Annotated in this window: 15 protein-coding genes and 1 pseudogene; 10 read left to right on the top strand and 6 right to left on the bottom strand. The window is 71.6% G+C overall.

Annotated elements, in window-relative coordinates; all coding sequences use genetic code 11:
* The first annotated feature begins 81 nt into the window (after positions 1-81).
* A complete protein-coding gene (locus ACZ4N4_RS31605) occupies positions 82-801 on the top strand; it encodes an NUDIX hydrolase (protein WP_467595807.1) in 720 nt (239 codons plus the stop codon).
* Positions 798-1820 carry an ADP-ribosylglycohydrolase family protein gene (locus ACZ4N4_RS31610; protein WP_467595201.1) on the top strand — a complete coding sequence of 341 codons (1023 nt, stop codon included), beginning with the start codon at positions 798-800 and terminating at the stop codon, positions 1818-1820. Before ACZ4N4_RS31605 ends, ACZ4N4_RS31610 begins: the two co-directional genes overlap by 4 nt.
* Here ACZ4N4_RS31610 and ACZ4N4_RS31615 read toward each other — a convergent pair.
* From ACZ4N4_RS31615 to ACZ4N4_RS31625, 3 genes and pseudogenes are all read right to left on the bottom strand, one after another.
* Positions 1817-2503, bottom strand: a complete 687-nt coding sequence (locus ACZ4N4_RS31615; RefSeq protein WP_467595204.1) for a nucleotidyltransferase domain-containing protein — start codon at positions 2501-2503, stop codon at positions 1817-1819. The two genes, ACZ4N4_RS31610 and ACZ4N4_RS31615, sit on opposite strands and share 4 nt — an antisense overlap.
* 22 nt (positions 2504-2525) lie before the next feature.
* Positions 2526-3008: a Rieske (2Fe-2S) protein gene (locus ACZ4N4_RS31620; RefSeq protein ID WP_467595206.1), complete on the bottom strand. Its 483-nt coding sequence runs from the start codon at positions 3006-3008 to the stop codon at positions 2526-2528.
* Positions 3008-3187, bottom strand: a pseudogene (locus ACZ4N4_RS31625) (DUF6529 family protein); the annotation flags it as partial. The gene ACZ4N4_RS31620 and the pseudogene ACZ4N4_RS31625, both read right to left, overlap by 1 nt.
* Positions 3188-3228: 41 nt before the next feature.
* On the opposite strand from ACZ4N4_RS31625, the gene ACZ4N4_RS31630 reads away from it, so the two are divergent.
* The 6 genes from ACZ4N4_RS31630 to der all read left to right on the top strand — a co-directional run bounded on the left by ACZ4N4_RS31630 (position 3229) and on the right by der (position 8250).
* A complete protein-coding gene (locus ACZ4N4_RS31630) occupies positions 3229-3684 on the top strand; it encodes a YidB family protein (RefSeq protein WP_467595810.1) in 456 nt (151 codons plus the stop codon).
* A 96-nt stretch (positions 3685-3780) separates the two neighbouring features.
* The gene (gene aroH, locus ACZ4N4_RS31635; RefSeq protein WP_453378616.1) at positions 3781-4143 is read left to right on the top strand and encodes a chorismate mutase; all 363 of its coding nucleotides are present in this window, start codon (positions 3781-3783) and stop codon (positions 4141-4143) included.
* Positions 4140-5225: a prephenate dehydrogenase gene (locus tag ACZ4N4_RS31640; RefSeq protein ID WP_453574797.1), complete on the top strand. Its 1086-nt coding sequence runs from the start codon at positions 4140-4142 to the stop codon at positions 5223-5225. Before aroH ends, ACZ4N4_RS31640 begins: the two co-directional genes overlap by 4 nt.
* A 96-nt stretch (positions 5226-5321) precedes the next feature.
* A complete protein-coding gene (gene cmk, locus ACZ4N4_RS31645; RefSeq protein WP_467595209.1) occupies positions 5322-6008 on the top strand; it encodes a (d)CMP kinase in 687 nt (228 codons plus the stop codon).
* The gene (locus ACZ4N4_RS31650; protein WP_467595212.1) at positions 5966-6694 is read left to right on the top strand and encodes a lysophospholipid acyltransferase family protein; all 729 of its coding nucleotides are present in this window, start codon (positions 5966-5968) and stop codon (positions 6692-6694) included. The genes cmk and ACZ4N4_RS31650 overlap by 43 nt, the downstream gene beginning before the upstream one ends.
* A 77-nt stretch (positions 6695-6771) precedes the next feature.
* The gene (gene der / locus ACZ4N4_RS31655; protein ID WP_450758566.1) at positions 6772-8250 is read left to right on the top strand and encodes a ribosome biogenesis GTPase Der; all 1479 of its coding nucleotides are present in this window, start codon (positions 6772-6774) and stop codon (positions 8248-8250) included.
* Between the two features lie 55 nt (positions 8251-8305).
* On the opposite strand, the gene ACZ4N4_RS31660 is transcribed toward der, so the two are convergent.
* Positions 8306-8722 carry a hypothetical protein gene (locus ACZ4N4_RS31660; protein WP_453574803.1) on the bottom strand — a complete coding sequence of 139 codons (417 nt, stop codon included), beginning with the start codon at positions 8720-8722 and terminating at the stop codon, positions 8306-8308.
* A 161-nt stretch (positions 8723-8883) separates the two neighbouring features.
* Positions 8884-9669 carry a hypothetical protein gene (locus tag ACZ4N4_RS31665; protein WP_467595215.1) on the bottom strand — a complete coding sequence of 262 codons (786 nt, stop codon included), beginning with the start codon at positions 9667-9669 and terminating at the stop codon, positions 8884-8886.
* Positions 9670-10210: 541 nt separating this feature from the next.
* Between ACZ4N4_RS31665 and ACZ4N4_RS31670 the strand changes: the two genes are divergently transcribed.
* Positions 10211-10903 carry a transglycosylase family protein gene (locus ACZ4N4_RS31670; protein ID WP_467595218.1) on the top strand — a complete coding sequence of 231 codons (693 nt, stop codon included), beginning with the start codon at positions 10211-10213 and terminating at the stop codon, positions 10901-10903.
* 462 nt (positions 10904-11365) lie between these two features.
* Positions 11366-11581 (top strand): I78 family peptidase inhibitor, encoded by a 216-nt coding sequence (locus tag ACZ4N4_RS31675; RefSeq protein WP_467595221.1) that lies wholly within the window; start codon positions 11366-11368, stop codon positions 11579-11581.
* A 108-nt stretch (positions 11582-11689) separates the two neighbouring features.
* Here the strand turns inward: ACZ4N4_RS31675 and ACZ4N4_RS31680 are convergent, their stop codons facing one another.
* On the bottom strand, positions 11690-12721 hold the full coding sequence (locus tag ACZ4N4_RS31680; protein ID WP_467595223.1) for a phosphatase PAP2 family protein: 1032 nt from the start codon (positions 12719-12721) through the stop codon (positions 11690-11692).
* Between the last annotated feature and the right edge of the window lie 152 nt (positions 12722-12873).

The following is a 12873-nucleotide window of genomic DNA, read 5'->3' on the forward strand; positions in this document are numbered from 1 at the left end:
CGTAGCGACTATTAGTCGGTTCGGGCAACAAGTACCGGGCGACAAGTACCGAGCAACAAGATCGAGGGGGTGGACGGGCGCATGCGGGGCTACGACAAGTACGCCTACGAACCCTTCGCCGTCACCGTCGACCTCGCCGTCCTTACTCTCCGCGCGGGTGCCCTGCACGTGCTGCTCGTCGAGCGCGGGCAGGAGCCGTACGCCGGACGGTGGGCGCTGCCGGGCGGCTTCGTGCTGCCCCGGGAGTCGGCCGAGACGGCGGCTCGGCGGGAACTCGCCGAGGAGACCGGACTGTCGGACGTGTCGGGGCTGCACCTGGAGCAGCTGCGCACCTACAGCGAGCCGGACCGCGACCCGAGGATGCGGGTCGTCTCCGTCGCCTTCACCGCGCTGCTGCCCGACGCGCCCGAACCGCACGGCGGCGGCGACGCGGCCCAGGCGCGCTGGCTGCCCTACGACGCGGCGCGGCCGCTCGCCTTCGACCACGAGCGGATCCTGGCCGACGGCCATGACCGGGTCGGCGCGAAGCTGGAGTACAGCAGCCTGGCCACCGCCTTCTGCCCGCCCGAGTTCACGCTCGGCGAGCTGCAGAACGTCTACGAGACCGTGTGGGGCGTCCAACTGGACCGCCCCAACTTCCGCCGCAAGGTGCTCGCCACACCCGGGTTCGTCGAACCGGTGCCGGGTGCCGCCCGGTTGACCGGCGGCCGCGGCAAGCCCGCCGCGCTCTACCGCGCGGGCACCGCCGCCACGCTCCATCCGCCCCTGCTCCGCCCGTCCCGGGAAGGACGCCCCGCATGACCTCGAACCTCGCGTACAAGCGTGCCGCCAGCGGCTCCCTGATCGGTCTCGCCCTCGGGGACGCGCTCGGCTTCCCGACCGAGTTCAACGACGTGCCCTCGATCCTCGCCAAGTGCGGGCCGTGGCGGGAGATGGAGCTGCCCGCGCGGGCCCACGTCTCCGACGACACGCAGATGACGCTCGCGGTCGGGCACGGGCTGCGCACCGCCATGGACCGGGGGGTGCTCGCGCCCAAGCGGCTGGAGCGGCCGCTGCGCGAGGAGTTCGTCAACTGGTACCAGTCGCCCGAGAACAACCGGGCGCCCGGACGGACCTGTCTGGTGGCCTGCAATCTGCTGAAGGAGGAGGGGCGGCTCTGGCAGGACGCCAGCCAGATCGGCTCCAAGGGGTGCGGGGCCAACATGCGGGTCGCGCCGGTCGGGCTCGCGCCCGGGCTGAGCGACGAACAGCGGGCCGGCGCCGCCCAGTTGCAGTCCGCCCTCACCCATGGCCATCCCACCGCCCTGGCCGCCTCGGACCTCACCGCGCGGGCCGTGCGGCTGCTGGCAACGGGGACCGAACCGTCCGCCCTGGTGGGGCGGTTGCGGTCGTACGCCGTCGACAACCGCACCCACTACCGCCACACCTGGCTCGGCGACCTGTGGACCCGGAGCCAGGACCCGACCTCTGAGGCGTTCATCGCGCGCGGCTGGGACGAGTGCCTGGCGATGCTCGACCGCCTCCAGGAGGCCGTGCGGACCGCCTCCCCGGAGGCCGACCCGTGCCTGGCCACCGGCGCCGGCTGGATCGCCGAGGAGGCCCTGGCCACCGGGCTGCTGTGTTTCCTGCTCTTCCCCGAAGAGCCGGTGACGGCCCTGCGCCGGGCCGCCTGCTCCTCCGGCGACTCGGACTCCATCGCCTGTCTGACCGGCGCCTTCGCGGGCGCCTGGCTGGGCGTCGAGGCCTGGCCGACGGAGTGGGCCGACCGCATCGAGTACCGAGGCGACCTGCAGGCCCTGGGTGCGCTCTGGGACGCCTAGGCGCAGAGCGCCGAGGCGCGGCGGGCCCGGAGCAGGAAGTCCGCCACGCGCGCGTGGTCCGGCTCCGCCGGCAGCGGGCTGCCGTGCAGGGCCCGCTCGGTCTCCTCGGCGAGCCGGGTCATCCGGGTCTCGATCTCCGGCCAGGGGACCTCGCCGCGCTTCACCGCCAGGAGTGACTCGCGCGCGTCGCCGACGTCGATCGTCAGCTCGCCCCTGCGCAGCAGATCGCGGGCGCTCGTCAGGAGCCGCAGGAGATGCATCGCGTGCTTCCAGCGCGGGGCGCCGTGGACCCGGATGTCGGCGTCGAGCTTGCGGCGCTGGCCCAGGGCGTAGCCGGTGAAGGTGTCGTACGCCTGCCGGGAGAGGAAGGCGCCGCGCAGGCCGCGCAGTTCGCGGCCGGTGTCGTCGATGTGCTCGACCAGGGGCGAGTGCAGGCACTCCAGGATGTTGGGGTTGGCCCGCAGTGCCAGCTCGCAGAACCGCTCCAGCTCCCAGGAGAACCGCTCCTCGCCCGGGCCCTCCACATGCGTCGGCGGCTTCTCGAAGCGCCAGAACAGGGGAGTGGGTGCGAGGAACACGCCCCGGTGGTCGGTGTCGCTGTCCTCCGTGGCCAGCCCGAAGGCCCGTGACCCCATGACACAGGCGTAGATCGTGTGGTCGCGTACCAGGTCCTCGGGCTGCATGGCCGGGAGCGTACGCGGCCGGTCACGTCAGGGTGATCGAATTTCCGCTCACCGTGATGGACTTGGTGGGCAGCGGCCTCGTAGCCGGGCCGTGCGCGACCGAGCCGTCGGCGATGTGGTACTTGCTGCCGTGGCAGGGGCAGTCGATGGTGCCGTCCGCCACCTGCGAAACCGTGCAGCCCTCGTGGGTGCAGATCGCCGAGAAGGCCTTGTACTCGCCCTTCTTAGGCTGTGTCACCACGATCTTCTGCTCCTTGAAGATCATGCCGCCGCCCTCCGGGATCTGACTGGTCTGCGCCAGCGCCTTGCCGGCGGCCGCGCTCGCCGACCCGGAGGAGGACGCCTCGGCGGAGGCTGATGCGGAGGCCGATGCCGACTCGGAGGCGGAGGCCGATGCGGAGGAGCTGGAGGAACTGTTGTTGCTGTTGCTGCATCCCACGCAGCACGCGGCGAGCGCCGACGCGCCCGTCGTGAGCATTGTGCGGCGGGTGGATCCGTCGGGCATGTCGTCACTCCGAACGTGCGAAAGAACCAGAAGGCGGACGCCAGGGAGTGCTCCGAGCGGAGCAGCAGCATCTTGGCACTGAAAGCACCCAAGGAGAAGCAAGTGGGGATGGAGTGCCATAAAACGTGCGATTCGTACGTCTGATAGCTCAACGCGGGGCGGCCGCGCACCGCCACGGGGCGTTTCACCCCAAGTAGCGGGACGGGGCGATTCGGGTCAGATTGGCGACGGGACACAACCGGTACCGAGAAGACTCCCGAAAGGCGCGGCCATGGCGGGCAACGATCTCGACCGCATACTCGGCCGCCTGCTGGGCGGCGACGGGAACGGCGCCGGGAACGGCGCCGGACCGCTGTCCACGCTGATCGGCGCCCTCAGCCAGGGCCAGGGCGGCGGTTCGCTGGACGGCCTCCTCGACAGCCTGGCCAGGTCCGGTCGCACGCAGAAGGACTCCTGGGGCGGCACCGGCACCGACCGGCCCGTCACCGGCGACCAGGCCCAGCGGGCCCTGCCCGACGACACCCTCCGGCAGGGCGCCGAGCGGGCCGGCGTCAGTCCAGGGCAGGCCGCGGACCTGATCGCCCGGGAGCTGCCCCAGGCAGTCGACAGGCCGACGCCCGCCGGCGAGGTGCCGCAGGACTCGGTCGAGGACCTCGTCGGGCAGCAGTCCCGGTGAGCCGTCGTCTCAGCGGGCGGGCACCGCGCACCGGCCCGCCGACGGTCTGACTAGGCTGGACGGACCAAGCGCCCACGTCAGAACAGGAGCAGCGCCGTGGCGGTACGAGCGGTCCGGGGGGCCGTCCAGCTGGAGCGGGACGAGGCCGGTCACATGGACGAGCAGGTCGGAGCGCTGCTCACCGCCGTCCTGGAGCGGAACGGGCTGACCGCCGACGACCTGATCAGCATCTGGTTCACGGCCACGCCCGACCTGCACAGCGACTTCCCGGCGGCCGCCGCGCGCAAGCTCGGCATCGTCGACGTGCCCCTGATCTGCGCCCAGGAGCTGGACATCGAGGGTGCCATGCCCCGGGTCGTCCGGATCCTCGCGCACATCGAGTCCGACCGGCCCCGCACCGAGATCAACCATGTCTACCTCGGCGCCGCGGCCACCCTGCGCAAGGACATCGCCCAGTGAGAACCGCGCTCGTCATCGGTACCGGTCTCATCGGTACGTCCGCCGCACTCGCCCTCTCCCAGCGGGGCGTCGTCGTCCACCTCGCCGACCACGACCCCGAGCAGGCCCGCACGGCGGCCGCGCTCGGCGCCGGCACCGACGAGACCCCGCACGGCCCCGTCGACCTGGCGATCGTCGCCGCCCCGCCCGCCCATGTGGCCGCCGTCCTCGCCGACGCGATGAGCAGGGGCCTGGCCCGCGGCTACATCGACGTGGCCAGCGTCAAGGGCGGCCCGCGCCGCGAGCTGGAGGCGCGGGGCCTGGACCTGTCGTCGTACATCGGGACCCACCCCATGTCCGGCCGGGAGAAGTCCGGGCCGCTGGCGGCCACCGCGGACCTCTTCGAGGGCCGCCCCTGGGTGCTCACCCCCACCCGGGACACCGACACCGAGGTGCTGAACCTCGCCCTGGAACTGGTCTCGCACTGCCGTGCCGTGCCGGTCGTCATGGACGCCGACGCCCACGACCGCGCGGTCGCCCTGGTCTCCCACATGCCCCACCTGGTCTCCAGCATGGTCGCGGCCCGTCTGGAGCACGCCGAGGAGGCGGCCGTACGACTGTGCGGGCAGGGCATCCGGGACGTGACCCGGATCGCCGCCTCCGACCCCGGGATGTGGATCGACATCCTCTCCGCGAACCCCGGCCCGGTCGCCGACCTGCTCGCCGACGTCTCCGCCGACCTCGACGAGACCGTGCGCGCGCTGCGGGCCCTGCAGTCCTCGGACGACGCCAAGCGGCACGAGGGCGGGGCCGGCATCGAGGACCTGCTGCGGCGCGGCAACGCGGGCCAGGTCCGGGTGCCCGGCAAGCACGGGTCCGCGCCCCGCGCCTACGAGGTCGTGGCGGTGCTCATCGACGACCAGCCCGGTCAGCTGGCCCGGATCTTCGCGGACGCCGGCGCGGCCGGGGTCAACATCGAGGACGTGCGGATCGAGCACGCGACCGGACAGCAGGCCGGTCACGTCCAGATCTGGGTGGAGCCGAAGGCGGTGCCGGTGCTCACCGCGGCGCTGCGGGACCGCGGCTGGGCGCTGCGGCAATAGGCTGAATCAGGCGGTCGCGGGGGCCGGTAACCTTGTGCGGGGCGCGACGGCGCCCCGCACACCACCCACCACCCTGCACCCGGAAGGTTTCCCCCCGTGGAAAACGGCGCCGTAAAGCCCGTGATTGTCGCGATCGACGGCCCCTCGGGCACCGGCAAGTCGAGCACGTCCAAGGCCGTGGCCGCCCAGCTCGGCCTGAGCTACCTGGACACCGGCGCCCAGTACCGGGCGATCACCTGGTGGATGGTGAACAACGGCATCGACCTCACCGACCCGACCGCCATCGCGGCGGTCGCCGGCAAGCCGGAGATCGTCTCCGGGACCGACCCGGCCCACCCGACGATCACCGTCGACGGCGTGGACGTCGCCGGCCCGATCCGCACCGAGGAGGTCACCTCCAAGACCAGCGCGGTCAGCGCGGTCCCGGAGGTGCGCACGCGGATCAGCGAGCTGCAGCGGTCGCTGGCCCGCAACACCGAGACCGGGATCGTCGTCGAGGGCCGGGACATCGGTACGACCGTGCTGCCCGACGCCGACCTGAAGGTCTTCCTCACCGCCTCCGCCGAGGCCCGCGCGCTCCGGCGCAGCGGCGAACTCAAGGGCGCCGACGTCAACGCCACCCGCGAGGCCCTGGTCAAGCGGGACGCGGCCGACTCCACCCGCAAGACCTCGCCGCTCGCCAAGGCGGACGACGCGGTCGAGGTGGACACCACCGAGCTGACGCTGGCCCAGGTCATCGAGTGCGTCGTCACCCTCGTCGAGGAGAAGCGGGCAGGGAAGTGAGCCTTCCGTCGAACCCGTCGGACCCGTCGACACCGTCGGACCCGTCGATTCCGTCGCAGCGGGGCGCCGAGGTGGGGCGGCGCATCGGTGTCGGCCTCATGTACGGGCTGTGGAAGCCGCGCGTACTCGGTGCCTGGCGGATGCCGGCGCACGGCCCGGCGATCCTCGCCGTGAACCACTCCCACAACATCGACGGCCCGATGGTCATGGGCGTGTCGCCCCGCCCGACGCACTTCCTCATCAAAAAGGAGGCGTTCATCGGGCCGCTGGACCCGTTCCTGAACCGGATCGGCCAGCTGAAGGTGGACCGCCAGTCCACCGACCGCACGGCGGTCACCCGCGCGCTCGGCGTGCTGGCGGCCGGGGGAGTGCTCGGCATATTCCCCGAGGGCAGCCGGGGTGAGGGCGACTTCGCCTCGCTGCGCGCGGGCCTCGCCTACTTCGCGGTCCGCTCCGGGGCGCCGATCGTGCCCGTGGCCGTGCTGGGAAGCTCCGAGCGGCGCGGACGGTTGGTGAAGGGGCTGCCCCCGCTGCGCGCCCGTGTCGACGTCGTCTTCGGCGACCCCTTCGAGGCGGGCGACGGCAGCGGCCGGCGCACCCGCACCGCCCTGGACCAGGCCACCGAGCGCATCCAGAAGCAGCTCACCAGTCACCTGGAAAACGCCAGGCGTCTGACCGGACGCTAGGCGACACTAAGTAGTGGATCAGCCCGATACGGGGCCTATCCACCGATCACCACGATGAACGACGAGGTACGGACTTCATGAACGACCACATCCAGCCCGGCGACTCGGCTGAGCACGAGTACGACCACGGGGCGCTCGGCGACGCCGAGTACGCGGAGTTCATGGAGCTCGCCGCCGAAGAGGGCTTCGACATCGAGGATGTCGAGGGTGCCATCGAGGCGGCGGGCCACGGCCCGTTGCCGGTGCTCGCGGTCGTCGGCCGCCCGAATGTCGGCAAGTCGACGCTCGTGAACCGCATCATCGGCCGCCGCGAGGCCGTCGTCGAGGACAAGCCCGGCGTCACCCGCGACCGGGTGACCTACGAGGCCGAGTGGGCCGGCCGCCGCTTCAAGGTCGTCGACACCGGCGGCTGGGAGCAGGACGTCCTCGGTATCGACGCCTCCGTGGCCGCCCAGGCCGAGTACGCGATCGAGGCGGCCGACGCGGTCGTCTTCGTCGTGGACGCCAAGGTCGGCGCGACCGACACCGACGAGGCGGTCGTACGACTGCTGCGCAAGGCCGGCAAGCCCGTGGTGCTGGCCGCCAACAAGGTCGACGGACCCAGCGGCGAGGCCGACGCGGCCTACCTCTGGTCGCTCGGCCTCGGCGAGCCGCACCCGGTCTCCGCCCTGCACGGGCGCGGCACCGGCGACATGCTCGACGCCGTCCTGGAGGCGCTGCCGGAGGCGCCCGAGCAGACCTTCGGCACGGCCGTCGGCGGCCCGCGCCGGATCGCGCTCATCGGCCGCCCGAACGTCGGCAAGTCCTCCCTCCTCAACAAGGTGGCGGGCGAGGAGCGGGTCGTCGTCAACGAACTCGCCGGGACCACCCGCGATCCGGTCGACGAGCTGATCGAGCTCGGCGGGATCACCTGGAAGTTCGTCGACACCGCCGGTATCCGCAAGCGGGTCCATCTCCAGCAGGGCGCCGACTACTACGCCTCGCTGCGCACCGCGGCCGCCGTCGAGAAGGCCGAGGTGGCGGTCATCCTGATCGACGCCTCCGAGAACATCTCGGTCCAGGACCAGCGGATCGTCACCATGGCCGTCGAGGCGGGCCGCGCGATCGTCGTCGCCTTCAACAAGTGGGACACCCTCGACGAGGAGCGCCGCTACTACCTGGAGCGCGAGATCGAGACCGAGCTCGGCCAGGTCGCCTGGGCGCCCCGGGTCAATGTCTCCGCGCAGACCGGCCGCCACATGGAGAAGCTGGTCCCCGCCATCGAGACCGCCCTCGCCGGCTGGGAGACCCGCGTTCCCACCGGCCGCCTGAACGCCTTCCTCGGCGAGCTGGTCTCGGCCCACCCGCACCCGGTCCGGGGCGGCAAGCAGCCCCGCATCCTGTTCGGTACCCAGGCCGGCACCAAGCCCCCGCGGTTCGTCCTCTTCGCCTCCGGCTTCATCGAGGCGGGCTACCGGCGCTTCATCGAACGCCGGCTGCGCGAGGAGTTCGGCTTCGAGGGCACCCCGATCCACATCTCCGTCCGGGTGCGCGAGAAGCGCGGCAGGAAGAAGTAGCCGTACGCCTGAGGGGCGGCCACCGTCACCGGTGGCCGCCCCTCAGGCATGTCCGTCACTGACCCCGGCGCGGTCCCGGCGGAAGCGCTGCCGGCACGGGATGCATCCCGGTGTCGTGGGAGCGCCCGAGCGTCCCGATCCGCTGCCACTGCGGCGGCTGGGGCTGCGGCTGGTCACCGCCGTTGCGGGCACTGTAGGCGCCCGCGCTGTACGCGCTGTACGAGTTCCCTCCGTACATCCCCAGACCGTGCGTGCTGCCGGTACTGAAGGGGGTCGTGCCGAAGGCGACGAACCCCAGCCCCTCCTCACCGCTGCGGTCACCCGGCAGCGTACGGAAGGCCTTGACCCACTCCGCGTAGAGCGAGTCGTAGATCGGCGTGGCCGAGAGCGCGGCCAGGCTCTCCTGCCCCGCCCGAGCGGACGGAACAGTGGAGAAGGACGGCCGGCGGGGCGGAAAGTCGTATGCGTGCACGTATGTCCAAACGACCGGGTCACCAAAGAGATGCGGCTATGCGGCGCCCCGTTGGGGCGCGGGACCGCATCAGACATGCGGCTCCGCCGCGCGGGCGCGACCAGCCGCGATGCACCCGTGCCCGCCGACGAGGCGGGCACCTTCCGCCCTCCGGGCGACCCTCAGACCCCCGCGAGGGGCAACGCCGCCGCCACCAGCTTCCCGTTCGCCGCGGCCTTGTCCAGCGCATCGCGCAGCAGGTCCTCCCGGGGCTGCCGCCCGATCGACCCGACCGGCGCCGCGAACATCAGCACCTGCTGGTGCTTGTTGGCGGCCGCCCGCCACCCGTCGGTCACCTGCAACGGCTGGTGCGCCTGCCACCAGGCAACCGGCTGCCCGCCGTTGCTCCCCGGCTGGAGCACGGCGTGCAGCTGGCCCACCGCCAGCAGCACCGACCAGCCGTGCAGCACCGGCGGCACCGCGGCCAGCTCCGTCACCGGCATGAAGCCCTGCTCGATGAGGAGCGGCAGGAAGTCGTCGCCCACCCCGTCCGTGCCCGGCCGTACGATCGGCGAGGTCGGTTCGACGACGAGCGCGGGGTGCAGTTCCCCGGCGATCAGTACGAGTCCGCTGGTCACGCCGAGCACCGCCTGCTCGGGCACGGACTTCTGCGCCCCGCCGCCGGGCGCGCCGTCGCCGCTGATGGAGCGGACCGCGCCCTGCAGTTGCTCCTCGGTGACCTGGACGACCTGCGAGGGCAGGCAGCCCGCGTGGGCGAAGGCGAGGACGGCGGTCTCGTCCCCGATGAACAGGACGGTGCTGGTGCGCTCCTGTTCGGAGTCGCCCGGGGTACGGCAGGACGTGCAGTCGTAACTGCCTGGGGCGTTGTCTCCGGCGAGCAGCCGGTCGGCTTCTTCGTCGCCGATCTCGGCGCGTACCTCGTCGCTGACGTCGAGCATGCGCGGCACGGTGGCTCCCTCGGGATGCGGTCGTGAAGGCCCGGGCGGATCCCGGTCCGTGAGCCCCAGGGGGTTGCGGGCTCATGAAGAAGACAACGGGTGATCTGTGGTGGTGGTCACGCCCCGGGGGGATCGGGATCCAACCATCCATTGCACAGGGTCACTCGACGTGCGGAATCCGGCACTCACCGTCAACTCTTCGCAAGCCAAAGGAATTTGACGTGGTGAAGTGAATCACAGATCCATCGATCCGATGGTCGACAAATCATGAAATCAGGGAATGTAGCGGGTGTCCGAAAATCGCTGCTACCTACGGTAACGCTGAACTGGCCTGGCCTGACGGGGAGTTGGTTGATTTCGGGCGTTCCAGATCTCTAGATTCCTCCGCCGTGTGCAACGAGCACCGCTCGGGTACGTCCGCCGGCCGGCACCAGGCAGAGCACCATCGCAGTACCGGCCGCGGCGGACGGGGCGAGCGCGACGAACCGCGTCCATCGCGCGGGGACCGCGTCCCGCTTGGGGGATCCCGGGTATGTGGAGAGGGAAATACATGTCCGAGTGTGCCGATACCACCCGTGAGACCGTCGCCAAGAACGGCTCCCGCAAGGGCCGTACGACGGCGGCCCTGGCCGGAGCGGCGCTGCTCGCCCCGCTGGGCCTGCTGGCCGCGACCGGCAACGCCGAGGCGGCGGACAACGGAGTGTGGGACCGCATCGCCCAGTGCGAGAGCGGCGGCAACTGGCACATCAACACCGGCAACGGCTACTACGGCGGACTCCAGTTCTCCGCCTCCACCTGGCGCGCGTACGGCGGCTCCGCCTACGCGTCGACGGCCGACCAGGCCTCCAGGGAAGCGCAGATAGCCGTCGCCACCAAGGTTCAGCAGGCCCAGGGCTGGGGCGCGTGGCCGGTCTGCTCGGCGCGGGCCGGTGCGACCGGCTCGGCGCCCGAGGGGGCCTCGGCGACCACGAAGAGCAGCACCGAGCCGGCCACCAGGTCCACCGGCGGATCGACCGCCAGGTCGACCACCGAGTCGGCCCCCGCGCAGAAGAAGGCGCAGCGCCCGACGGCCCACACCGGCCGTGACTCCGCCCGGGGCGACTACACCGTCCGCGAGGGCGACACCCTGAGCGAGATCGCCGAGCGCCACGGCACCACCTGGCGACACGTGTACGCCGCCAACGAGGCCGTCATCGGCGACGACCCGAACCTCATCGTGCCCGGGCAGAGCCTCGCGCTCTGACGCCCGTCCCTGCCCCGCACCGCCACGCCCCGCCCGGTCCGACCGGGCGGGGCCCGGTGCGTTGTGAGGGAGATTCATGTGAGGTCGACCGGCTTCGAGTTCGCGCCGCCGGAACCGGCCCGGGCCCGGGGCCGTAGGGGGGTTCTGTGCCGAAGCAGTGAAACTCTTATGCGGTGTCAGCTTCGGCGGCGGCTCGCGGATTCGGAATGGAATGGGCTCCCCTGAGCGCCCCTGATCGTTACTCCCGGTTCTTTCCGGCTGGATTTTCGGAAGACCCTACCGGCATCAGGGAATTGCGCGGGAATGCGCCAGGAAGGCGTACTGAACCGCCCGTACGTGTGACAGAGTTCGAACGAAACGCGTGTCGTGATTCTGTGACAGAAGTGTGACCGGAGACGGACGGCGGACTTCGCCGGCCGTTCTCGACTTCCGCCGCCGCCGGAAGCGGCCTAGCGTGGCCGTATGGCACCGAATCCGGCTCCGCCGAAGGAGCCCCAGGACAGCCCGCAGGGGTACGTAGGCCTCGACGCGGGCGACGCGGAACGGCTCGCCCGGCAGCGCGGGTGGCCGACGATCCGCTCGCTGCCGCCGGGCGCGATCATCACCATGGAGTACCGGATGGGACGGCTCAACTTCGAGGTACGGGACGGCGTCGTGGCACGTGCCTGGAAGGGCTGACCGTACGACGGCGAAGGCCCCGGTTCCCGCAATGGGGAACCGGGGCCTTCGCCGTGCGGGCCGGCTGTGCGTACCGGGCTCCCGCGCTGTCGTGTCTTCGTTCGGCCGTCAGCCGCCCGTCAGCGGGCGGGCCGGCTGGGGGGCGCCGCCGCGCGGCTGACGCTCGGGGTGCTGCGGGCGGCGGCTGCCGACCGGGGTCACCGGGGTGCGCTCCGAGCGGGCCGTGTGCGGCCCGGGGGCCAGATGGATCGGGGCCCGGGGCGAGCGGGTCGAGGAGACCGGCTCGCGCTCCGGTGCGGGCGCGTCCTCGGCGGGCGCCGTTCGCGGCTTGAGCGCCACCGGCGAGACCGGGACGGGCGCGGGCACGGGTGCCGTACGGCCGCGGCCGGCGCGCCAGCGGTCGCGCAGGTCGAAGAGCCAGGTCTCGGCACGGGCGATGAACGGCTCGCACCACGGCAGCGCCAGCAGGATCAGCAGCCCGGCGGCCCAGCCCAGCAACACGTCGCTCAGCCAGTGCGTACCGAGGTAGACGGTGGACATGCCGACGCCGAGCGAGGTGACCGCGGAGGCCGCGGAGAGCCAGCGGCGGGCTCTCGGGGTGGAGGCCAGATACGCCAGAATTCCCCAGGTCACCACCGCGTTGGCGGTGTGGCCGCTGGGGAATATATCGCCGCCCAGGCCCATCTCGTTCGAGCCGATCACGGTCGCGTAGTGCGGTCCCAGGCGCCCCATGCCGAGCTTGGCGGCGCCGACCGTGATGTTGAGCAGCAGCAGTGAGGCGCCGAGGGTCAGCAGCGGGCGCAGGGTGTGCTGTCGCCATGAGCGCCAGCCCAGCCAGGCCGCGACCATCACGGCGGTCGGGCCGCGCTGGCCGAGGACCACGTAGTAGTCGACGAACCAGTGGATTCCCGACCACTGCTGGTACGGCCGGAAGAACATGACCTGCCAGTCCAGCCGGACAAGCCAGGACGTGATCACGACGGCCCACACGATCGCCAGGTAGAAGGCCAGGGTCGCGGTGAACAACACGACCCGGTGCCGGCTCATCTTCGGCAGATCAAAGTGGGCCGGTCGTTCCGGCTCACGGTCCAGCCTGGTGAACACCCGGTCCAGACGGGTGAGGTTTCGTTCGGTACGCACCCAATCGACGTTACAGCGAGTGAGCTCTGTTCCCGGTCGAAACTGCGGCTTTGTGATGACGATGTGATGTGGGAAACCTCTCAGGAGGCCTCCGAATTCTAAGGATTTCGCAATCCTCGGCGCGCCCGTCCTTCAATTCCTTTGATCATGCC

This window comes from Streptomyces sp. NPDC026538, assembly GCF_055567535.1.